This window comes from Limnohabitans radicicola (assembly GCF_014837235.1).
Lineage (GTDB): Bacteria > Pseudomonadota > Gammaproteobacteria > Burkholderiales > Burkholderiaceae_C > Limnohabitans_A > Limnohabitans_A radicicola.
Genome location: NZ_JACYFT010000002.1, coordinates 406,877 through 428,241, shown reverse-complemented (window position 1 = coordinate 428,241; position 21,365 = coordinate 406,877). Strand labels below are relative to the sequence as shown.

Sequence of the window (21,365 nt, the reverse complement as noted above, 5' to 3'; positions counted from 1 at the left end):
CGAGCGTTGTCCCTCGGCGGTTGAAAACCCGCATCATGACGCGGATGACTCGGTGAACGTTTCGGTCAGCCCACCAACTGTGCATGCATTTCCTGCACGGAAATCACATCCAGGTGGTCCATGCTCTTCATGCCTTCGACGGCCGCCTCGGCGCCCGCGATGGTTGTGAAGGTGGTGACACGGTTGAGCAAGGCCGATGTGCGGATGTGGCGCGAATCGGCAATCGCATTGCGACGCTCTTCCACCGTGTTGATGACCATGGCCACTTCGTTGTTCTTGATCATGTCCACGATGTGCGGACGCCCCTCCGTGACCTTGTTGACCACCTGCACCGGCACGCCAGCAGCAGCGATTTCGGCAGCGGTTCCCTTGGTGGCCAGCAGTTCAAAGCCCAGGGCCACCAGTTGACGCGCCACCTGCACCGCACGCGGTTTGTCACCATTTTTCACGGTCAGGAACACCTTGCCCGAGCGTGGCAACTTGGTGCCTGCGCCCAGCTGGCTCTTGACGAAGGCTTCGCCAAAAGTCTTGCCCACGCCCATGACTTCACCGGTGGACTTCATCTCGGGGCCGAGGATGGTGTCCACACCCGGGAACTTCACGAAGGGGAACACGGCCTCCTTCACGCTGAAGTAAGGCGGCGTGACCTCTTTGGTGATGCCTTGCGAAGCCAGGGTCTGACCCGCCATGCAGCGCGCCGCCACCTTGGCCAGCTGAATGCCCGTGGCTTTGGACACATAAGGCACCGTGCGCGAGGCGCGGGGGTTCACTTCGAGCACGTAGATGACATCTTTGCCGTCCACATTCTGGATCGCGAACTGCACGTTCATCAGGCCGACCACATTCAAGGCACCGGCCATGGCGGCCGACTGGCGCTTGAGTTCGGCCACGGTTTCGGCCGACAGGGAATAAGGCGGCAAGGAACAAGCAGAGTCACCGCTGTGCACGCCAGCTTGTTCGATGTGCTCCATCACACCCCCGATGAAGGTCTTGCCTTCGGGGTCACGCAGGCAATCCACATCGCACTCGATGGCGTCGTTCAGGAAGCGGTCCAGCAGCACGGGCGAGTCGTTGGAGACCTTGACCGCTTCGCGCATGTAGCGCTCCAGGTCGCGCTGCTCGTGCACGATTTCCATGGCACGGCCACCCAGCACATAGCTGGGACGCACCACCAGGGGGTAACCCAGGGCGGCAGCTTTTTCCAAAGCTTCCGGCTCAGTGCGGGCCGTGGCGTTGGGCGGCTGACGCAAGCCCAGGTCTTGCAACAGTTTCTGGAACCGCTCACGGTCTTCCGCAGCGTCGATCATGTCGGGGCTGGTGCCGATGATGGGCACGCCCGCGGCCTCCAAACCCAGGGCCAGCTTCAAAGGCGTTTGACCGCCGTACTGCACGATCACGCCTGTGGGCTTTTCCTTGTCCACGATTTCCAGCACATCTTCGAGCGTCAATGGCTCAAAGTACAGGCGGTCCGAAGTGTCGTAGTCGGTCGAGACGGTTTCGGGGTTGCAGTTGACCATGATGGTTTCATAGCCGTCTTCGCGCATGGCGAGCGCAGCGTGAACGCAGCAGTAGTCAAACTCGATGCCCTGGCCAATGCGGTTGGGACCACCACCGAGCACCATGATTTTTTTGTTGTTCGTTGGCTCGGCTTCGCACTCGTCTTCGTAGCTCGAGTACATGTAGGCGGTGTTGGTCGCAAACTCGGCCGCGCAGGTGTCCACGCGCTTGTACACCGGGCGAATGCCCTGGGCATGGCGGCGGGCACGGACATCGTTTTCGCCGACCTTGAGCAGCTTGGCCAGGCGACGGTCCGAGAAGCCTTTTTTCTTGAGCAGACGCAGCTCGTCGGCCGAGATGGCATCCAAGGTGGTCTTTTCCAGTTCCAGCTCGATCTTGACAATCTCTTCGATCTGCACCAAAAACCAGCGGTCGATTTTGGTGAGTTCAAACACCTCGTCGACCGACAAGCCCATGGCGAAGGCATCGCCCACGTACCAGATGCGCTCGGGGCCAGGCTCACCCAGTTCCTTTTCGAGCACTTCGCGATCCTGGGTTTTTTCGTTCATGCCGTCCACACCCACTTCCAGGCCGCGCAGGGCTTTCTGGAAGGACTCCTGGAAAGTACGGCCCATGGCCATCACCTCGCCCACCGACTTCATCTGGGTGGTCAGGCGGCTGTCGGCAGCAGGGAATTTCTCGAACGCGAAACGAGGGATCTTGGTGACCACGTAGTCGATCGAGGGCTCGAAAGACGCAGGGGTGGCGCCGCCCGTGATTTCGTTGCGCAACTCGTCGAGCGTGTAGCCCACGGCCAGCTTGGCCGCGACCTTGGCAATCGGGAAGCCCGTGGCTTTGGACGCCAGCGCCGAAGAGCGCGAGACGCGGGGGTTCATCTCGATGACGACCATGCGGCCGTCCTTGGGGTTGATGGAGAACTGAACGTTGGAGCCGCCCGTGTCCACACCGATCTCGCGCAGCACCGCCAAAGAGGCGTTGCGCATGATCTGGTATTCCTTGTCGGTCAGCGTCTGTGCAGGCGCCACGGTGATGGAGTCACCTGTGTGCACGCCCATGGGGTCCAGGTTCTCGATCGAGCAAATGATGATGCAGTTGTCCGCCTTGTCGCGCACCACTTCCATCTCGTACTCTTTCCAGCCGAGCAGCGACTCTTCGATCAGCAGCTCGTTGGTGGGCGAAGCCTCCAGGCCGCGCTTGCAGATGGTCTCGAATTCTTCAGGGTTGTAGGCGATGCCGCCGCCCGTGCCGCCCAACGTGAAACTGGGGCGGATGACCGTGGGGAAGCCGACGCGTTTTTGGACGTCCCAGGCCTCTTCCATGCTGTGGGCAATGCCCGAGCGCGCAGAACCGAGACCGATCTTGGTCATGGCGTCCTTGAACTTGAGGCGGTCTTCGGCCTTGTCGATGGCTTCTGGGGTGGCGCCGATCAGCTCGACCTTGTACTTGTCGAGCACGCCGTTGTGCCACAGGTCCAGCGCACAGTTGAGTGCGGTCTGTCCACCCATGGTGGGCAAGATGGCGTCAGGACGCTCTTTGGCGATGATCTTCTCGACCGTCTGCCAGGTGATGGGCTCGATGTAGGTGACGTCGGCCGTGGCCGGGTCGGTCATGATCGTGGCGGGGTTGCTGTTGATCAGGATGACTTTGTAACCCTCTTCGCGCAGGGCCTTGCAGGCCTGCACGCCGGAGTAGTCGAACTCACAAGCCTGGCCGATGATGATCGGGCCAGCGCCAATGATGAGGATGCTTTTCAGGTCGGTGCGCTTTGGCATTATTTTTTCTCCTGGGCCGTGGCCATCAATGCCGTGAAGCGGTCAAACAGGTAAGCGATGTCGTGCGGGCCGGGCGAAGCTTCAGGATGCCCCTGGAAGCAGAACGCGGGCTTGTCGGTGCGGGCCAGGCCCTGCAGCGTGCCGTCAAACAGCGACACGTGCGTGGCACGCAGGTTGGCAGGCAAGGACTTTTCGTCCACGGCAAACCCATGGTTCTGGCTGGTGATCGACACCCGGCCGGTGTCCAGGTCCTTCACCGGGTGGTTGGCCCCGTGGTGGCCAAACTTCATCTTGAAGGTCTTGGCCCCGCTGGCCAAGGCCATGATCTGGTGACCCAGACAGATGCCAAAGGTCGGGATCCCGGTTTCGATCAGTTCACGGGCAGCGGTGATCGCGTAATCGCAAGGCTCCGGATCGCCAGGGCCGTTGGACAAGAAGACACCGTCGGGCTGGTGCTTGAGCACTTCGGCTGCAGATGTTTTAGCAGGCACCACAGTGACCTTGCAGCCACGCTCGGCCAGCATGCGCAGGATGTTTTTCTTCACGCCGAAGTCGTAAGCGACCACGTGGAATTGGGGGGCCGTCTGCGTGCCGTAACCGGAGCCGAGCTTCCACTCGGTCTGGGTCCAGTCATAACCCTGGTCCACCGTGACCTTTTGGGCCAGGTCGAGACCGGCCATCAAAGGGGCGGCCTTGGCGGCGGCAATGGCCTGGTCGATCACGGCCTGCGTCACCGCCTGGCCTGCAGCCAGCGCCACGATAGCGCCGTTTTGGGCACCCTGGGTGCGCAGCAGGCGGGTCAGCTTGCGGGTGTCGATGTCCGAAATCGCCACGGTGCCGCTGTCCTTGAGGTAGTCAGACAACGATTGGGTCGAGCGGAAATTGGAAGCGGTGAGGGGCAGGTCTTTGATGATGAGGCCTGCGGCATGGACTTTGTCAGCTTCGATGTCCTCGGGATTGACGCCATAGTTGCCGATGTGCGGGTACGTCAGGGTGACGATTTGCTGGCAATAGCTGGGGTCGGTGAGGATTTCCTGGTAGCCGACGATGGAGGTGTTGAACACCACCTCGCCGACGGTGGAGCCGGTGGCTCCGATGGAATTGCCGATAAAGACCGTGCCGTCTGCAAGCGCCAGGATGGCGGGCGGGAAGGTTCCCTGAAGAGACAAAAGCACTGGGTTCTCCGGTATGGTTCGGGTACGCCTCAGCGCTCGCCAGAGATCACTCTCTGTTTGGCTGCTTGTTCGAGGAAAGGGACCTGGATGGGCTGGGCGTACGGGGTTGATGCGGGAAAGCCTCTCATTATAGCCGAGAGGCGCTGCTCAACCCACCGCCAAATCGGGCAAAAGCAGCAGAAAAAGCGGCCTTTTCAGACCCCGGACGTGGCGCTGGCGTGCAGGCAGATGGCCGCGGCCGTGGCCACGTTCAACGACTCTTCCCCGCCGGGTTGGGCAATGCGGACTTTGAGCTGCGCGCGGGCCATCAGGCTGTCGCGAACGCCCTGCCCTTCGTGGCCCATGACCCAGGCACAGTTGCGCGGCAAGCCTGCCTGGGCCTGCAATTCGTGCAAATAAGGCCCCAGGTGCGAGCTGGTCACCACCAAAGGCACACGCAAGGCCTCCAAAGCGGGCTCTTCAAGGCCCTCGGCCAGGTGCAGCCCGAAATGGGCCCCCATGCCCGCACGCAACACCTTGTGGGACCACAGCGCCGCCGTGCCCTGCAAGGCCAGCACCTGACGGTAGCCAAAAGCGGACGCGCAGCGCAGGATCGCCCCCACATTGCCTGCGTCCTGCAAGCGGTCCAGCACCACGGTGGGCACATCGGGCAAGACCTCGGGCGCTGCAGCCCAGGCCACCACAAACCCCATGCGGGCAGGCGACTCCAAAGCACTCAAGCTGGCAAACAAGGTGTCGGGCAAGACCAGCACCTGACCTCCCGCACCTGCCCATTCCTGGCCTTGCTCCTGCCAGAAAGACTCGGCCAGCACGACCTGCACAGGCCGCACGCCGCGCACCAAGGCGGCGCGGCACAGGTGGTCGCCTTCGAGCCAGAACTGACCCTGTTTGCGGTACGCAGTGGAATCCTGGGCCAGGCGGCGAATGGCCTTGACCTGCGGGTTGTCACGCGAAGTGATCAGGTTCATCGAACGCTCCGGGCGACAGGTGAAAAACTCATGCGGTGGCATGCGGCAGGTCCATGCTGCTGCAAGGCCTGCAAATGCTGCGCCGTGCCATAGCCTTTGTGCTGGTCAAAGCCGTACACCGGGTAACGCTGGTGCATGTCCTGGCACAAGCGGTCACGGTGCACCTTGGCCAGGATCGACGCGGCAGAAATCGCGGGCACCAGGGCATCACCCTGAACAATGGCCTCGGCGCGTACGTCCAGCACAGGCAGACGGTTGCCATCCACCAGCACCTTGACCGGCTTGAGGCGCAGCCCTTCGACCGCCCGTTTCATGGCCAGCAGGGTCGCCTGCAGGATGTTGATGGCGTCGATTTCGGCCACCGAGGCCTCGGCAATTGAAAAGCACAAGGCGCGGGCCCGAATTTCATCGAACAGGTGATCGCGCCGTTTAGCCGTGAGCTTTTTGGAATCGTTGAGCCCGGCAATAGCTTGCAGGTCGTCCAGGATCACGGCAGCAGCCACGACCGGACCCGCCAGAGGCCCGCGTCCGGCTTCGTCCACGCCAGCCACCAGGCCCACCGTGTCCCAATTCAGTGAAGCCTGCTCAAGCAGCAAGGATTTTTTCGATCGCATGGCTGGCCAGCGTCGGCATGTCCTGACGCAATTCGTGGTGCAAAGCGGTGAAACGGGTCTGCAGCCGCTGCACGGCCGCGGGGTCATCGAGCCAACGCAGCACCGCATCGGCCAAAACCTGGGGCTGCACCTGTTCCTGCAAAAATTCAGGCACCAGGCTGTCGTTGCACAGGATGTTGGGCAGGCCCACCCAGGGCAACAGGCGTTTGCCATTGGCCATGCGCCAGGACAGCCACTGCATCTTGTAGGCGATCACCATGGGCCGCTTGAACAAGGCGGTTTCCAGCGTCGCCGTGCCGCTGGCCACCAGAGCCACATCGCATGCGGCCTGCACGGCGTGTGACTGGCCCATCACGACCTTCACGCGTCCGAGCATGCCGGTGGCCTGCAGCGCCTGCTCGATGGCAGGCACCAGCAGCTCATGCGTCGGCAGCACAAACTGCAGCTGCGGGCGCTGGTCCAGCATACAGCGCGCGGCCTGCAAGAAGGGCTGGATCAGGTAACGGATTTCAGCCGGACGGCTGCCCGGCAGCAGCGCCACCACCTGCACGGCAGGATCGAGTGCCAGTGCCTGGCGCGCGGCGGCGCGGTCAGGATCGAGCGGGATCACATCGGCCACCGGGTGACCGACAAATGTGCCTTCGATGCCATGCTCGGCCAGCAAGGCGGGCTCAAATGGGTAGAGGCACAAAATGTGACGCACGCTTTCACGGATCTTGGTCACCCGCTCCGGACGCCAGGCCCAGATGGACGGGCACACCAGCTGGATGGCCGGGATACCGCGCTGACGGAGTTCTCGTTCCACGGTGAGGTTGAAGTCCGAGGCGTCCACACCCACAAACAGGTCAGGCGGCTGCGCGATCAGCTCGTCGATGAGTTGTCGACGAATCGCCGTGATGCGGCGGTAGCGCATGAGCGCTTCGACCAGACCGCGCACCGAGAGTTCATCACAGGACCAGCGCGACGCGAAGCCCAGGGCCTGCATCTGCGGACCGCCGATGCCATCGGACGTCAGTTCAGGCCATGCGCGTTTCAGCCCCCCCAGCAGCAAGGCCGCCAGCTGGTCGCCCGAGCGCTCGGCAACCACCATGGACACACGCATGCCGCTCAAGCGCCCTCCCCGTTCAGGCCTGCAAGGCCTGGCGGATCACGCCGCAGACCTCGTCCACGGCGGCATCGGACAGTTCAGGGTAGATCGGCAGCGACAGGCAGCGCGCCGCCACCGACTCGGTGACCGGGAAGCTTTGACCTGCGGCCATGTCTGCGAACACTTTTTGCTGGTGCAGTGGCACCGGGTAGTAGATTGCACTGGCGATCTGCTGGTCGGCCAGCGCCTTCTGGATCACTTCGCGGCGGTCGGTCAACATCGTGTACTGGTGGTACACGTGCAGGCCAACGCCATCCTCGTGCGGCGTCTGGATGCCCAGACCGGTAAGCCCGGCGCTGTAACGGTGCGCGACGCGGCGACGTTGCTGGTTGTAGTGGTCGATGTGCGGCAGCTTGGCCCGCAGCACCACGGCCTGCAGCTCGTCGAGGCGGCTGTTGTAACCAATGATGTCGTGGTAATAACGCACCTTGCTGCCGTGGTTGCGCAGCATGCGCAGCGTCTCGGCCATGGCGTCCGACTGGGTGGTGACCATGCCGCCATCGCCATAGCAGCCCAGGTTCTTGCTGGGGAAGAAACTGAAGGCCCCCACATCGCCCATGGAACCGGTCTGGCGGCCACCGACGTGCGCACCAAAGGACTGAGCGCAATCCTCGATCAGCTTGAGGCCATGCTTTTGCGCCAGGTCCAGCAGAGGCTGGATGTTGGCGGGCTGGCCAAACAGGTGCACGGGCAACAAGGCCTTGGTTTTCGGTGTGACGGCCTGCGCCACCTGGGCCACGTCGATGTTCAGGGTTTGCGGGTCGATGTCCACAAACACCGCCTTGGCCCCCACATAGGCAATGGCCTCGGCCGTGGCAATGAAGGTGAATGGCGTCGTGATCACCTCGTCACCGGGGCCAATGCCCGCAGCCAGCAGGGCCAGGTGCAGCGCATCGGTGCCGTTGGCACAGGTGATGGCGTGCTTAACACCCAGGTACTTGGCTGCCTCGGCTTCGAATGCCTGCACATTCGGGCCCAGGATGTACTGGGCGGCATTGAGCGTGGCCGCCATCGCGGGTTCGATCTGGGCCTTGAGGTCGCGGTACTGGCCCGCCAGGTCAACCATGGGAATGCGCATGGCAAGTCTTTCTAAAGAATTTCAGGAAATCAGCCGTGTGGCTTCGGTGATGCGTTGCACGGCCTCAAGGGCGCGACGGCCAGCGCGGCCGGTGACCTTGGGCTGCCGCTGCTGGCGGATACTGTCGACAAAGTCCACGATCTCGCTGTAGAGCGGGTCGGCTTCGCCAAAGGACTGCTCATGGCGCTCAATGGCGTTTTCAGGCGCAGCCATCGGATCGACCGCGCCACGGTAGGTGGTCAGGGTGCGCGCCTGGAAGTCGAGTGAATGGCAGGCCTGGCTCTGGAAGACGCGCATCTTGCGCTCGCTCTTGGCGCTCACACGGCTGGCGGTGACGTTGGCCACACAACCGTTGGCAAAACGGATGCGGGCGTTGGCGATGTCGATGTCATTCGTCAGCACGCGTGCCCCTGAGCAGTCCACACTTTCCACCTCGCTGTCCACGAGCGACAAGATCAGGTCCACATCGTGGATCATCAAATCGAGCAGCACGCTCACATCGGTGGCCCGGGGCTTGAAGGGGGCCAGGCGCGAGCTGTCAATGAAGCGCGGATCATCCAGCAAGGGCTCCAAAGCCAAAGCCGCAGGGTTGAAGCGCTCCAGGTGACCCACCGCGAGCACCAGGCCTTTTTCAGCGGCCAGCGCGATGAGCTCGTCGGCCTGCGCCAGTGTGGTGGTCATCGGTTTTTCAACCAGCACGTGCACACCTGCACGCAAGAACTCGATGCAAACGGCGTAGTGGGCCTGCGTGGGCACCACGATGCTCACGGCATCCACCTGCCCCAGCAATTCACGGTAATCGGTGACCGCACGGCAACCCAAAGACTGCGCCACGGCATCGGCCACATCCTGGCGGCTGTCGACGACGGCCACCAACTCGCAACCAGGAATCTTGGCGTACTTCTGGGCGTGGAATTTGCCCAGGTAACCCACGCCGATCACGGCACAACGCAAAGGCTTCATCAACGGTTCCTCAGTGGGCAGCGCGGGCGCGGCGGCGGACGATGCCCGCCTTGCCCACACCGGCCAGAAAATCCAACATCATGGCCACATCGGCCTGCGCCTCGGGCGTCTGTTCGGCGATCTGGCCCATCCGAATCTTGGCGGCCTCGAGCGACAGATTCTCCCGGTAAAGCGCTTTGTGCATGGCCTTCACGGCAGCAATGCGCGCCGCAGAAAAGCCCCGGCGGCGCAAACCTTCGGCGTTGACCGTGCGCGCATCGGCCGGCTGGCCTTCGCAGGTCACAAATGGGGGCAAGTCGGCAAAGAGCAGGCTGCACATGGCGGTGAAGCTGTGCGCCCCAAGGCGCAGGAATTGCCGCACCACAGTGAAGCCACCCAAAATCACCCAGTCTTCGACGTGGACGTGACCAGCCAGCTGCGAATTGTTGGCAAAGATCGTGTGGCTGCCCACATGGCAGTCGTGCGCCAGGTGCACGTACGCCATGAACAGGTTGTCGTTGCCCACCTGCGTCACCCCACCGCCGCTCACGGTGCCCGCGTTGAAGGTGCAAAACTCGCGGATGGTGTTGCCGTCCCCGATGACCAGCCGCGTGGGTTCGCCTGCGTACTTTTTGTCCTGCGGCGCCGCGCCGAGCGAGGTGTAGCTGTGGATGTGGTTGTTCTGACCAATGGTGGTGTGCCCCTCAATGGTCGTGTGGGAACCCACGGTAGAACCTGCGCCGATGCTCACATGCGGACCAATGATGGCAAAAGGCCCCACAGTCACCGAAGGATCGAGCCGGGCTGCCGGATCGACCAAGGCAGTGGAATGGATGTTGGCCATGCTGTCCCCCCCTCAGGCGATCTTGCGCATGGTGCACATCAGCTCGGCCTCGCAGGCCAGCTCATCACCCACCTTGGCTTGCGCCTTGAATTTGAAAATCCCGGCTTTCATGCGCTCCAGCTGCACTTCGAGCGTCAGCTGGTCGCCCGGCTCCACCGGGCGCTTGAAACGCGCGCCATCGATGCCCGCAAAGTAATACACGGTGTTTTCATCGGGTGCGGAGTCGAGGGTGTCAAAGGACAGCAGCGCCGCAGCTTGTGCCAGGGCCTCCAGCATCAACACGCCCGGCATCACTGGACGGTGCGGGAAATGGCCCGTGAAAAAAGGCTCGTTGATCGTGACATTTTTGAGTGCCTTGATGCGTACGCCCTTTTCAATTTCGAGCACGCGATCCACCAGCAAAAATGGATAACGGTGCGGCAGTTGCTTGAGGATTTTGTGGATGTCCATCATGGTCAGATTTCCTTGTTATTTTGAATTTCGGTTTCCAGCGCCTTGATGCGCTCGCGCAAGCGCGACAACTGCTTGAGGCTGGCGGCGTTCTTTTCCCAGTTGGCGTTGCTGTCGAGCGGGAACATGCCTGTGTACTGGCCTGGCTGCAGGATCGAGCGCGTTACCACCGAGGCAGCCGAGATGTGCACATGGTCTGCCAGCGTCAGGTGACCCAGCACCACGGCGCCACCGCCCACCGTGCAGTGGGCGCCAATGCGTGCACTGCCGGCCACCCCCACACACCCGGCCATGGCCGTGTGGGCGCCCACATGGACGTTGTGACCGATCTGGATCAGGTTGTCGAGCTTGACGCCATTTTCGATCACGGTGTCTTCGAGCGCACCACGGTCAATGCAGGTGTTGGCACCGATCTCGACATCGTCGCCGATGCGCACTGCACCCAGCTGCTCGATCTTGACCCACTGCCCTTGATGCGGCGCGAAGCCAAAACCATCGGCGCCAATCACCACGCCCGCATGCACAATGCAACGCGCACCCAGGCTGCAGTTCTCACCCACAGTGACCCTCGACTTGAGCACGGTGCCCGCACCGATCACCGCGCCACGCTCGACCACGCACTGCGGCCCAATTTGGGCATCGTCGGCCACCACCGCCTGCGGATCCACCACCGCACTCGGATGGATGCGCGGGCCACGGCTGTCAGCGTGATGACGCTTCCAAAGCTGCGTCAGTCGGGCGAAATAAAGGTAAGGATCGTCGGTGATGATCGCCGCCTCACGGGACAGCACTTGCGTCTCGAAAGCAGGATGAACGATCACGCAGCCCGCAGCGCTTTGGGCCAGTTGCGACTGGTAGCGGGCGTGGCTGAGGAAACTGATTTGGTCGGGGGCGGCAGTCTGCAGCGGTGCCAGTGAGCGGATCAACAGATCCGCGTTGCCCAGCAGGCGGCCACCAAGTGCATCGACAATGACTCGCAGACTCAGTGGCACAGCAGGAATTACTTGCCTGCGTTCAAGGCTTTGATGACCTTGTCGGTGATGTCGTGCTTGGGATGGATGTAAACCGCTTCTTGGAAGATCACGTCGTACTTTTCCGACTCGGCCACTTGCTTGACCGCACGGTTGGCGCGCTCCACCACAATCTGCTGCTCCTCGTTCTTGCGGGCGTTCAGGTCTTCCTGAAATTCTCGGCGTTTGCGCTGAAATTCGCGGTCTTGATCCACCAACTGCTTCTGGCGTGCAGTACGCTGGCTTTCCGACAAAGTGGGCGCTTCCCGCTCAAATTTCTCGGAGGCGGTCTTCAAACCATTGCCAATGTCGATCAGGTCTTTTTCACGCCGGGCAAACTCTTGCTCCAACTTGGCTTGAGCTTGCTTGGCCGTTGCAGCTTCGCGGAAGACGCGTTCGGTGTTCACGAAGCCCATTTTGAATTCCTGCGCGTGAGCAGCAAAACTCACCCAAGTGGCTGTGGTGGCCAGCACGGCCAGCGCAATGTGATGACGAAGCGTTTTCATTAGAAGGACGTACCAATCTGAAATTGAAGTTTCTCGATTCTATCGCCAGTCTGGCTGCGCACCGGAATGGCATAGGAAAAGCGCAAGGGGCCCATGGGCGAGATCCAGCTCAAGCCCACACCCGCTGAAGCCCGCATTTCCTTGAAGTCCACTTTTTCATGCTCCCCGTAGGCACGGCCCGCATCCATGAAAGTGAACAAGCGCAAGGTCTTGTCGGTTCCGGCCCCCGGGAATGGGGTCATGAACTCCGCGTTGAACACCAGCTTCTTGGAGCCGCCCAGGTAAACACCTGTGGTCGTGGAAGTTGGCCCCACGGTGGACTGCTGGAAGCCACGCACGCTGCCCTGGCCGCCGACATAAAAATTCTTGAACAGTGGGTAGTCACGCCCGCCAATGCCTTGCCCCCAGCCCACATCGGTGTTGAATGCCAGGGTGAATTTCTTGCTCAGTGGGATGTATTGTTGAAATTGGTAGTTTGCACGGTAGTAACGCACATCACCCGCCACCGACACATCGGCATTCAAGCGCTGCAGGCTGCCGCGACTGGGCACCAGGGCACTGTCACGGCCATCGCGCGCCCAACCCAGAGTCAAAGGCAAAGCGTTGGTTTTGTAACCAAAATTATTGACAAAATTTTTGTATGTGGAAGGCAAGCCAGTTCCCTCACGGATATCCGTCTGCTCAATGTTGGCCCCCACAAAAACCCTGTCTGTCTCGGTGACCGGCACACCAAAGCGCAAACCCACACCGCTGTTGACCAGGCTGTAGGCATTGAGGTCACCCAGGTACGGCCGGGTTGTGCGGTGGAACAGATCCACTGTTCGCGAAATGCCGTTTTCCGTGAAATAGGGGTCGGTGGTACTCAGCACGTAATTGCGGTTGAACTTGCTGGTGTTGACCTGCAAGGCCAGGTAGTTGCCTGAGCCAAACGCGTTTTCCTGCTGGATACCGAAACTCAGCGCGAACTTTTCGGCAGAAGAGAACCCCGCCCCGAGCGAAATGCTGCCGGTGGGCTTTTCAACCACGGTGAACAGCAAGTCGACCTGGTCCAGTGCGCCAGGCACCTCCTGGTTCTCGATGTTGACTTCGGTGAAGTAACCCAGGCGGTCCACCCGGTCACGCGAGAGCTTGATTTTGTCGCCGTCGTACCAGGCCGACTCCAGCTGCCGAAACTCGCGGCGAATCACCTCGTCACGCGTGCGGTTGTTGCCCGTGATCTGGATGCGGCGCACATAGGCGCGGCGCGATGGATCGGCCCGCAGAACCAGCTCCACGCGGTTGTTGGCACGGTCAATCTGGGGAACCGACTCCACGCGCGCAAATGCAAAACCGAACTTGCCAAAGTAATCGGTGAAGGCCTTGGTGGTCTCGGCCACGGTTTCCGCATTGTAGGCCTCACCCGGCACAATTTTGACCTGTGCCTTGAACTCGTCTTCTTTGTCGAGGTAGTTGCCTTCCAGCTTCACCCCCGAGACGACAAAACGCTCACCCTCGGTGATGTTGATGGTGATGGCCATTTCCTGTTTGTCTGGCGACATCGACACCTGGGTTGAGTCGATGCGGAACTCCAGAAAACCACGCGACAGGTAGTAGGAGCGCAAACTCTCCAGGTCACCATTGAGCTTGGTTCGCGAGTAACGGTCGGCTTTGGTGTACCAGCTCATCCAGCCGCCCGTGTCCAGGTTGAACTGGTCGCGCAGGGTGGACTCGGAAAAAGTCTTGTTGCCAACGATCTGGATCTGCGCGATCTTGGCCGGGCCGCCTTCGGTGATGGTGAAGGTCAGGTTCACGCGATTGCGGTCGATCGGAGTGGCCGTGGTGACCACCTGCGCGGCATACAGGCTGCGGCCAATGTACTGGCGCTTGAGTTCTTGCTCGGCCTTATCGGCCAGTGCCTTGTCGTATGGACGGCCTTCGGCCAGCCCCACTTCCTTGAGCGCCTTGATCAGCACATCCTTGTCGAACTCCTTGAGGCCGACAAACTCCAAAGCGGCGACCGACGGACGTTCTTCGACCACCACCACAAGAACATCGCCCTGGGTTTCCAGGCGCACATCCTTGAACAGACCCAGTGCAAACAATGCACGGATGGCCGAGGCACCTTTTTCATCCGAAAAAGTGTCCCCCACCCTCACCGGCAGTGATGCGAAGACGGTACCGGGTTCGATGCGCTGCAGGCCGTCCACACGGATATCGCGCACTGTGAAGGGTTCAACGGCCCAGGCTGCGTGCAGTGGCGCCAAAGACGCCAACAATGTCAGGACAGCGGGTCGGAAACGACGACGGATTGAGTGGGATGCCATGAGTGCGGGTAATCTGTCTGTCTAAATTCGTGATGAAAGGGTTGGTCAGGTCTATTCCATAAGTCGCTGCAAATGTAACTTCGCAGCAACCCGGACAGACTTCTGCACTGCTGAAATTTCACCCCCAGCCAGGGGCAAAAGACCCGCCAAACCGCGCCCGAAGATAATACAACAGTTGCCAGCCTGCGGCCTTCTTTGTTCGACACAAGAAACAGGTCTTTGAACTCTTGACACAGCGAGCCGGGCAGCGCTTTCGCGGCACGCACCGCGTCAGCTCGCCCAGCGGCCGACAAAGCCCCGGGCCGTTTCGCGGCCCTGACGGTCAATGTCCATCAAGTCGTCAAGGCAGCCAGGCTCGGCCAGGGTCAAGGCAGACAGCGTGGCCTGGTTGACAGCATGGATCTGGTCAAAACGGATCTGCCGATTCAAAAAGGCCTCTACCGCGATTTCGTTGGCGGCATTCAAGATGGCGCAGCTGCCCGAGCGCGCTCTCAAGGTTTGCCAGGCCAGCTGCAGACCTGGGAAGCGCTCTGTGTGGCCGTGTGCGTCCATGGCCTCGAACGTCATGGCTGAGAGCGATTTGAAATCCAGCGGCGATGCGCCCGACGCCATGCGCTCCGGCCAACTCAGCCCATAGGCAATCGGCACCCGCATGTCGGGCGTACCCAACTGCGCCACAACGGAGTTGTCTTTGTACTGGACCATCGAGTGGATGATGCTTTGGGGATGGATGACCACCTCGAGCTGATCGGGCGTGACGCCAAAAAGGTAACGCGCTTCAATGACTTCCAGCGCCTTGTTCATCATGGTTGCCGAATCCACCGAAATCTTGCGACCCATCACCCAATTGGGATGTGCACAGGCCTGCTCCGGGGTCACATCCCTCAGGCTTTGCGGCTCACGGGCACGGAACGGTCCGCCAGATGCAGTCAGAATGATCTTGTCGATGCGCTGCCCCCAGGTGGACGGGTCATCCGGCAAGGACTGAAAGATGGCCGAGTGTTCGCTGTCAATGGGCAGCAGCGTCGCTCCGCCCTGTCGTACCGCGGCCAGAAAGACTTCACCGCCCACCACCAAGGCCTCCTTGTTGGCCAGCAGCAAGCGTTTGCCCGCGCGGGCTGCAGCCAGACACGGCGACAGCCCGGCGGCGCCCACGATCGCGGCCATGACGGCATCCACCTCGGGTGCAAACGACACCTCATCGAGCGCAGCAGCGCCCCAGCGAACTTCAGTCACCAGGCCTTCGGCCCGCACCCGCTCAGCCAGTTGCCGCCCGGCGGCTTCCTGAGCCATCACGGCCACGCGGGGCTTGAAGCGAGCGCATTGCGCCAACATGGCTTCCACCTGGCTTGAAGCGGTCAAGGCGTGAACTTCAAAGCGGTCCGGGTGACGTCCCAGCACGTCCAGGGTGTTGGTGCCGATCGAGCCGGTGGAACCCAGCACCGTGATCCGCTGCTTTGCCTGTGTGTCCGTCATGCCTGCATCTCCACCCAAGTGACGACCATCATGGCCAGCGGCAAGGTGGGCAGCAAGGCGTCCAGGCGATCGAGAACGCCACCATGGCCGGGCAACAAAGCCGAGCTGTCCTTGACACCCGCGCTGCGCTTGACCAGGGACTCCACCAGATCACCCACCACGCTCATGGCGGTCATGAACATCAAAGCCAGCAGAGTCAGCGGCCAGCCTTTGGCCAGCAGCACGGTGTAAAAACTGGGCACAGCCAAATGCCAATGCACATCCACGGCGACCCAGCACACGGCCACCACCAAGACCCCCAGCATGCCGCCAAAGACCCCCTCCCAACTCTTGCCCGGGCTGATGGCAGGAGCCAGTTTGACCTTGACCCAACGTCCGCCCAAAGCGCGTCCAGCAAAATAAGCAAACACATCGGCCGCCCAAACGAGCACCAGGACCGAGAGCAAAAAGTTGATGCCACGCTGGTGCGCCTGCACCATGGCCAGCCAGGCCACGGCCAGCAAGACCAATCCGACCAGCCAGCGCAAAAGGCGTGGCCAAAGTGCCCAGCCTGCCACGCCGCGGTGGACCATCCACACCCCGAGCAGGACCCACAGGCCACCCGAAATCGTCCACAGGGGCGCAGACACTTGCCGCGTCCATCCCGCATCGAGCGCCCAAACACACACCAAAAAGCACATCAGCGCTCCCTGCAGAGCCCCACGGAAACTCCAGCCATTGAGCCGGCCCCACTCCCAGGCACCCGCACTGATGAGGATCAGGGTCAAGCCCATGAAAAACTGCGGCTGACTCGCAAACAGGGCCGGCAGGAAAACCGCCAGCATCAGGAGCGCTGTGATCACACGTTGTTTGAGCATTCGGTATCCAGTAAAAAAGGCCGCAAAAAGCGGCCCTTGTGTTCGTGACTTGAATCGGTCATCCAGGCTCAGACAGCCAGGATTTCCTGCTCTTTGGCCGCCACCAACTGGTCAATTTCAGCGATGCGCTTGTCGGTCAGCTTCTGGATGTCGGCTTCCGAGCGCTTTTGATCGTCTTCAGAGGCCAGTTTGTCTTTGACGAGTTTCTTCACCGACTCGTTGGCATCGCGGCGCAAATTGCGCACGGCGATCTTGGCGTTCTCACCTTCAGAACGCACCAGCTTGGTCATGTCGCGGCGACGCTCTTCGCTCATCGGCGGCATCGGCACACGGATCAGCTCACCCATGGATGCGGGATTCAAGCCCAGGTCGCTTTCGCGAATGGCTTTCTCGATCTTGGCACCCATGCCCTTTTCCCAGGGCTGCACGCTGATCGTGCGCGCGTCCAGCAAGGACACATTGGCCACCTGCGACAAAGGTACAGGTGAGCCGTAGTAATCCACATGGATGGTGTCCAGCAAGGCCGGATTGGCGCGTCCGGTTCGGATCTTGGTCAGGTTGTGCTTGAACGCGTTGATGGATTGCTCCATCTTTGTTTCAATGGTCTTTTTGATGTCTGCGATCGTCATGCTGCTCTCTCGGAAAATGGCAGTTCAAACATGCACCAGTGTGCCTTCGTCTTCGCCCATGACCACACGCTTCAAGGCACCGTTCTTGAAAATCGAGAACACCTTGATCGGCAGCTTCTGGTCACGGCACAGGGCGAACGCGGTCGCGTCCATGATGCCCAGGTTCTGACCCATGGCTTCGTCAAATGAAAGGTGGCTGTAACGCGTGGCGTTCGGGTCTTTCTTCGGGTCGGCGGAGTAAACACCATCAACCTTGGTGGCCTTGAGCACCATCTCGGCACCGATTTCCGCACCACGCAGCGCTGCGGCCGTGTCGGTGGTGAAGAAAGGGTTGCCCGTGCCCGCAGCAAACACCACCACCTTGCCCTCTTCGAGGTACTGCAAGGCTTTGGGGCGGACATAAGGCTCCACCACCTGATCAATGCCGATGGCCGACATCACGCGAGCAGTCAAACCCGCCTTGTTCATCGCGTCGGCCAGCGCCAGGGAGTTCATGACGGTGGCCAGCATGCCCATGTAGTCGGCAGTGGCGCGGTCCATGCCGACCGCACCGCCTGCGACACCACGGAAGATGTTGCCGCCACCGATCACCACCGCCACCTCCACCCCCATGCGGGTCACTTCGGCAATCTCCTCCACCATGCGAACGATGGTGGCGCGGTTGATGCCAAATTGATCGTCTCCCATGAGGGCCTCCCCCGACAGCTTGAGCAGAATCCGCTTGTGTGCTGGCTGGGGCATGGTCATGTGAGACTCCTTGTGGGACGGGTGATGGGAAGTTTAATGGCGAATCAGGTCAGCAGATCAAGCCGCAGCCTGGGCAGCAGCCACCTGGGCAGCCACTTCAGCAGCGAAGTCGTCGACCTTCTTCTCAATGCCTTCGCCCACCACAAACAGTGTGAATGCCTTCACATTGGTGTTGGCGGCCTTGAGCATCTGCTCGACGGTTTGCTTGTCGTTCTTGACGAAAGGCTGGTTGAACAAGGACACCTCTTTGAGGTACTTCTGCACAGAGCCTTCGATCATCTTGGCGGCGATGTCGGCAGGCTTGCCGGATTCAGCAGCCTTGGCTGTGGCGACAGAGCGCTCTTTTTCGATCAGGTCAGCAGGCACGTCGGCGCTGGTTAAAGCCACAGGCTTCATGGCGGCCACGTGCATGGCGACGTCTTTGGCCGCTTGCTCTTCACCGTCAAACTCAACCAAGACGCCAATGCGTGTGCCGTGCAGGTAAGTGGCCAGCTTGGAAGAGCCAGACACACGCTTGAAGCGGCGGAAGCTCATGTTTTCACCGATCTTGCCGATCAGGCCCTTGCGCACTTCTTCCAAGGTGGGGCCAAAGCCGTCTTGGCTGTAAGGCAGTTCACCCAGAGCAGCCACATCGGCCGGGTTGTGCTTGGCCACGAGTTGGGCCGCTGCATTGGCCAGAGCCAGGAAGCTGTCGTTCTTGGTCACGAAGTCGGTTTCGCAGTTGACTTCGATCATGGCGCCAGTGTCGCCTTCGACGAAGCTGGTCACCACGCCTTCGGCGGTCACGCGGGAAGCGGCCTTGCCGGCCTTGGTGCCCAGCTTGACGCGCAGCAACTCTTCAGCTTTGGCCAGATCGCCATCGGCTTCGGTCAGTGCTTTTTTGCATTCCATCATGGGGGCGTCGGTTTTGGCGCGCAGTTCAGCGACCATGCTTGCGGTAATAGCAGCCATTTTTTTCTCCGTATTCAAATTCAAAAGCAGGTTAAAAAAAAGGGGCTCGAACAGCCCCTTTCATCGAGTCTTGGGGGCTCAGGCCTCAACGAATTCGTCAGCGCCTTCAGCAGCCACAGCCTTGACCACGTCGTTCACGGCGTTGGCACGGCCTTCGAGGATCGCGTCAGCGATGCCACGGGCGTACAGCGCGACCGCTTTGGCGGAGTCGTCGTTGCCAGGAATCACGTAGTCGATGCCTTCGGGGGAGTGGTTAGAATCCACCACACCGATCAGTGGGATGCCCAGTTTCTTGGCTTCCGAGATGGCGATCTTGTGGTAGCCCACGTCGATCACGAAGATCGCGTCAGGCAGTGTGGCCATGTCTTGGATACCGCCGATGTCTTTTTCGAGCTTTTCCATCTCGCGCTTGAACATCAGCTGTTCTTTTTTGCTCAGGCTGTCGAGGCCGACTTCTTGCTGGGCCTTCATGTCCTTCAGACGCTTGATGGAGGTCTTGACGGTTTTGAAGTTGGTCAGCATGCCGCCCAACCAGCGCTGGTCGACGAAAGGCACGCCAGCGCGCTGGGCTTCAGCAGCCACCAGCTCACGAGCTTGGCGCTTTGTGCCGACCATCAGGATGGTGCCGCGGTTGGCAGACAGCTGCTTGGCGAACTTGATCGCGTCCTGGAACATCGGCAGCGATTTTTCCAGGTTGATGATGTGAATTTTGTTGCGGTGACCGAAGATGAAGGGGGCCATCTTGGGATTCCAGAAGCGGGTTTGGTGACCGAAATGGACACCGGCTTCCAGCATTTCGCGCATGGTAACGGACATAAAAGTACTCCAAAGGTTGGGTCTAAAATCCCGTCCACCGATCACGCCTGGGCAGGTTTTCTGCTTCAGACGCAACACCTTGTTGGGACGGGTTTGCGATTGACTTCGCACATGACACCCTCAAGACAGAGGCTGCACTGCACAAAGCCTTAGGATTATAGCACCGAAGGCCTCCCCCAAAGGCCTTGTCCAAGGATCCTTCATGAAGCCAGACCTGATCGCCACCCGCCAAGCCATCCAGCAAGGCCTGACCACCTCTGCCCAAGTGGCCGAAGAATGCCTCGCGCTGGCCCAGTCAGCCGCTTGCGAATCGGTTTTTCTGCAGTTAACGCCGGACAGCCTGCGCGCCACCGCCACCCAAGTGGGCATCCACAACAGCCCCTTGGCCGGACTGCCGGTCTCGATCAAGGACCTGTTTGACGTGCAAGGACAGGTCACGGCTGCCGGGTCCGTCGTTCTGGCACAAGCCCCTGCGGCCAAACGGGACAGCGCAGCCGTGTCTCGCCTGCGCCAAGCCGGCGCAGGGTTGATCGGGCGCACCAACATGGTCGAATTTGCCTTCTCTGGCGTGGGCAACAACCCCCACCATGGCACCCCCAAAGCCTGGGACGCCCTCGCAGACCGGCCAGCCGGGAGCGATCCTGCAGGCCATGTCCCCGGCGGCTCCAGCTCGGGGGCCGCTGTTTCCGTGGCCACAGGTGCGGCCTTCATCGGCCTAGGGTCGGACACTGGGGGCTCTATCCGGATTCCGGCAGCACTCAACGGCCTGGTCGGCTTCAAGAACACCGCCCGCCGCGTACCCACCCTGGGCGCGCTGCCCTTGTCCACCACACTGGACACGGTCTGCGCCATGACGCGCAGCGTGCGCGACACCATCCTGGCGCACGAAATCCTCTCGGCCCGCCAAGTGCCCGCCTCCAGCCGTCCGCTGGGCAGCTACCGCCTGGCCATCGCCCGCTGTGTGATGCAAAACGACATGGACAGCACCGTAGAAAAGGCTTTCGAGCGCAGCTTGCAGACCTTGCGGGCCGCAGGTGCCCAGATCGTCGAATTGCCCCTCACCGAACTCGAAGAGCTGAGCGCCATGATGGCCACAGGCGGATTCAGCCCCTCTGAAAGCTACGCCTGGCACAGGCACTTGCTGGACAGCTCCGCCGCACAGTACGACCCGCGTGTGTCGGCACGCATCCTGCGCGGCGCCAACATGCGGGCCCACGAATACATGGACCTGGTGCAAGCCCGCACGCAGTGGATTGCGCGCATGCAAAAGACGCTGGAAACCTGCGACGCGGTGCTTTCACCGACCACGCCGATTGCCGCCCCATTGAGGTCTTCGGTGGCCCCGGGCGCCGAACGAGACGCCGAATTCTTCCGCGTCAACGGTTTGCTGCTGCGCAACACCAGCGCGGTCAACACGCTCGACGGTTGCGCCATTTCCCTGCCCTGCCACCAGCCCGGCGAGTTGCCTGTGGGCCTGATGGCCTGGCATGGCCCCATGCACGATGACACCATCTTGCAACTGGCACTGGTTCTTGAGGACACACTGCGAGGCCTGCACTGAG

Annotated in this window: 19 protein-coding genes; 1 reads left to right on the top strand and 18 read right to left on the bottom strand. The window is 61.2% G+C overall.

Annotation, left to right across the window (positions count from 1 at the left end; all coding sequences use genetic code 11):
• Positions 1-65: 65 nt before the first annotated feature.
• The 18 genes from carB to rpsB all read right to left on the bottom strand — a co-directional run bounded on the left by carB (position 66) and on the right by rpsB (position 19,803).
• Positions 66-3,290 (bottom strand): carbamoyl-phosphate synthase large subunit, encoded by a 3,225-nt coding sequence (gene carB, locus IC609_RS09850; RefSeq protein ID WP_191819324.1) that lies wholly within the window; start codon positions 3,288-3,290, stop codon positions 66-68.
• Entirely contained in the window at positions 3,290-4,465 is a 1,176-nt protein-coding gene (carA, locus tag IC609_RS09845) for a glutamine-hydrolyzing carbamoyl-phosphate synthase small subunit (RefSeq protein ID WP_191819323.1), read from the bottom strand. The genes carB and carA overlap by 1 nt, the downstream gene beginning before the upstream one ends.
• A gap of 194 nt (positions 4,466-4,659) precedes the next feature.
• Positions 4,660-5,433 (bottom strand): TrmH family RNA methyltransferase, encoded by a 774-nt coding sequence (locus IC609_RS09840; RefSeq protein ID WP_191819322.1) that lies wholly within the window; start codon positions 5,431-5,433, stop codon positions 4,660-4,662.
• Positions 5,430-6,047 carry a ribonuclease HII gene (gene rnhB / locus IC609_RS09835; RefSeq protein WP_191819321.1) on the bottom strand — a complete coding sequence of 206 codons (618 nt, stop codon included), beginning with the start codon at positions 6,045-6,047 and terminating at the stop codon, positions 5,430-5,432. The genes IC609_RS09840 and rnhB overlap by 4 nt, the downstream gene beginning before the upstream one ends.
• A complete protein-coding gene (lpxB, locus tag IC609_RS09830) occupies positions 6,019-7,149 on the bottom strand; it encodes a lipid-A-disaccharide synthase (RefSeq protein WP_191819853.1) in 1,131 nt (376 codons plus the stop codon). Before lpxB ends, rnhB begins: the two co-directional genes overlap by 29 nt.
• A gap of 22 nt (positions 7,150-7,171) precedes the next feature.
• On the bottom strand, positions 7,172-8,272 hold the full coding sequence (locus tag IC609_RS09825; RefSeq protein ID WP_191819320.1) for a DegT/DnrJ/EryC1/StrS family aminotransferase: 1,101 nt from the start codon (positions 8,270-8,272) through the stop codon (positions 7,172-7,174).
• Positions 8,273-8,293: 21 nt separating this feature from the next.
• Positions 8,294-9,235: a Gfo/Idh/MocA family protein gene (locus IC609_RS09820; RefSeq protein WP_191819319.1), complete on the bottom strand. Its 942-nt coding sequence runs from the start codon at positions 9,233-9,235 to the stop codon at positions 8,294-8,296.
• Between the two features lie 10 nt (positions 9,236-9,245).
• The gene (gene lpxA, locus IC609_RS09815; protein WP_191819318.1) at positions 9,246-10,058 is read right to left on the bottom strand and encodes an acyl-ACP--UDP-N-acetylglucosamine O-acyltransferase; all 813 of its coding nucleotides are present in this window, start codon (positions 10,056-10,058) and stop codon (positions 9,246-9,248) included.
• 12 nt (positions 10,059-10,070) lie between these two features.
• Positions 10,071-10,511: a 3-hydroxyacyl-ACP dehydratase FabZ gene (fabZ, locus tag IC609_RS09810; RefSeq protein ID WP_191819317.1), complete on the bottom strand. Its 441-nt coding sequence runs from the start codon at positions 10,509-10,511 to the stop codon at positions 10,071-10,073.
• 2 nt (positions 10,512-10,513) lie between these two features.
• Positions 10,514-11,500: a UDP-3-O-(3-hydroxymyristoyl)glucosamine N-acyltransferase gene (gene lpxD, locus IC609_RS09805; protein ID WP_408611020.1), complete on the bottom strand. Its 987-nt coding sequence runs from the start codon at positions 11,498-11,500 to the stop codon at positions 10,514-10,516.
• 8 nt (positions 11,501-11,508) lie between these two features.
• A complete protein-coding gene (locus IC609_RS09800; RefSeq protein WP_191819316.1) occupies positions 11,509-12,024 on the bottom strand; it encodes an OmpH family outer membrane protein in 516 nt (171 codons plus the stop codon).
• Complete coding sequence (bamA, locus tag IC609_RS09795) at positions 12,024-14,327, bottom strand: outer membrane protein assembly factor BamA (RefSeq protein ID WP_191819315.1); 2,304 nt, start codon at positions 14,325-14,327, stop codon at positions 12,024-12,026. Before bamA ends, IC609_RS09800 begins: the two co-directional genes overlap by 1 nt.
• Positions 14,328-14,597: 270 nt before the next feature.
• Positions 14,598-15,803, bottom strand: coding sequence for a 1-deoxy-D-xylulose-5-phosphate reductoisomerase (gene ispC / locus IC609_RS09790; protein WP_191819314.1), 1,206 nt, complete (start codon positions 15,801-15,803; stop codon positions 14,598-14,600).
• Positions 15,800-16,660 carry a phosphatidate cytidylyltransferase gene (locus IC609_RS09785; protein ID WP_191819313.1) on the bottom strand — a complete coding sequence of 287 codons (861 nt, stop codon included), beginning with the start codon at positions 16,658-16,660 and terminating at the stop codon, positions 15,800-15,802. The genes ispC and IC609_RS09785 overlap by 4 nt, the downstream gene beginning before the upstream one ends.
• Before the next feature lie 68 nt (positions 16,661-16,728).
• A complete protein-coding gene (gene frr, locus IC609_RS09780; protein ID WP_191819312.1) occupies positions 16,729-17,289 on the bottom strand; it encodes a ribosome recycling factor in 561 nt (186 codons plus the stop codon).
• Between the two features lie 24 nt (positions 17,290-17,313).
• Entirely contained in the window at positions 17,314-18,036 is a 723-nt protein-coding gene (gene pyrH / locus IC609_RS09775) for a UMP kinase (protein WP_191819311.1), read from the bottom strand.
• A 57-nt stretch (positions 18,037-18,093) separates the two neighbouring features.
• Complete coding sequence (tsf, locus tag IC609_RS09770) at positions 18,094-18,987, bottom strand: translation elongation factor Ts (protein WP_191819310.1); 894 nt, start codon at positions 18,985-18,987, stop codon at positions 18,094-18,096.
• A 78-nt stretch (positions 18,988-19,065) separates the two neighbouring features.
• Positions 19,066-19,803: a 30S ribosomal protein S2 gene (gene rpsB / locus IC609_RS09765; protein ID WP_191819309.1), complete on the bottom strand. Its 738-nt coding sequence runs from the start codon at positions 19,801-19,803 to the stop codon at positions 19,066-19,068.
• 202 nt (positions 19,804-20,005) lie between these two features.
• On the opposite strand from rpsB, the gene IC609_RS09760 reads away from it, so the two are divergent.
• Positions 20,006-21,364, top strand: a complete 1,359-nt coding sequence (locus tag IC609_RS09760) for an amidase (RefSeq protein ID WP_191819308.1) — start codon at positions 20,006-20,008, stop codon at positions 21,362-21,364.
• Position 21,365 lies beyond the last annotated feature (1 nt).

Excerpts from the sequence above, each read along its gene's own strand:
- rnhB (WP_191819321.1), bottom strand. The coding sequence starts at position 6,047 with ATGCGATCGAAAAAATCCTTGCTGCTTGAGCAGGCTTCACTGAATTGG.
- IC609_RS09760 (WP_191819308.1), top strand. The coding sequence starts at position 20,006 with ATGAAGCCAGACCTGATCGCCACCCGCCAAGCCATCCAGCAAGGCCTG.
- IC609_RS09825 (WP_191819320.1), bottom strand. The coding sequence starts at position 8,272 with ATGCGCATTCCCATGGTTGACCTGGCGGGCCAGTACCGCGACCTCAAG.
- lpxA (WP_191819318.1), bottom strand. The coding sequence starts at position 10,058 with ATGGCCAACATCCATTCCACTGCCTTGGTCGATCCGGCAGCCCGGCTC.
- bamA (WP_191819315.1), bottom strand. The coding sequence starts at position 14,327 with ATGGCATCCCACTCAATCCGTCGTCGTTTCCGACCCGCTGTCCTGACA.
- IC609_RS09800 (WP_191819316.1), bottom strand. The coding sequence starts at position 12,024 with ATGAAAACGCTTCGTCATCACATTGCGCTGGCCGTGCTGGCCACCACA.
- tsf (WP_191819310.1), bottom strand. The coding sequence starts at position 18,987 with ATGGCTGCTATTACCGCAAGCATGGTCGCTGAACTGCGCGCCAAAACC.
- IC609_RS09840 (WP_191819322.1), bottom strand. The coding sequence starts at position 5,433 with ATGAACCTGATCACTTCGCGTGACAACCCGCAGGTCAAGGCCATTCGC.
- rpsB (WP_191819309.1), bottom strand. The coding sequence starts at position 19,803 with ATGTCCGTTACCATGCGCGAAATGCTGGAAGCCGGTGTCCATTTCGGT.
- IC609_RS09820 (WP_191819319.1), bottom strand. The coding sequence starts at position 9,235 with ATGAAGCCTTTGCGTTGTGCCGTGATCGGCGTGGGTTACCTGGGCAAA.
- frr (WP_191819312.1), bottom strand. The coding sequence starts at position 17,289 with ATGACGATCGCAGACATCAAAAAGACCATTGAAACAAAGATGGAGCAA.
- carB (WP_191819324.1), bottom strand. The coding sequence starts at position 3,290 with ATGCCAAAGCGCACCGACCTGAAAAGCATCCTCATCATTGGCGCTGGC.
- pyrH (WP_191819311.1), bottom strand. The coding sequence starts at position 18,036 with ATGACCATGCCCCAGCCAGCACACAAGCGGATTCTGCTCAAGCTGTCG.
- ispC (WP_191819314.1), bottom strand. The coding sequence starts at position 15,803 with ATGACGGACACACAGGCAAAGCAGCGGATCACGGTGCTGGGTTCCACC.
- fabZ (WP_191819317.1), bottom strand. The coding sequence starts at position 10,511 with ATGATGGACATCCACAAAATCCTCAAGCAACTGCCGCACCGTTATCCA.
- lpxB (WP_191819853.1), bottom strand. The coding sequence starts at position 7,149 with ATGCGTGTGTCCATGGTGGTTGCCGAGCGCTCGGGCGACCAGCTGGCG.
- IC609_RS09785 (WP_191819313.1), bottom strand. The coding sequence starts at position 16,660 with ATGCTCAAACAACGTGTGATCACAGCGCTCCTGATGCTGGCGGTTTTC.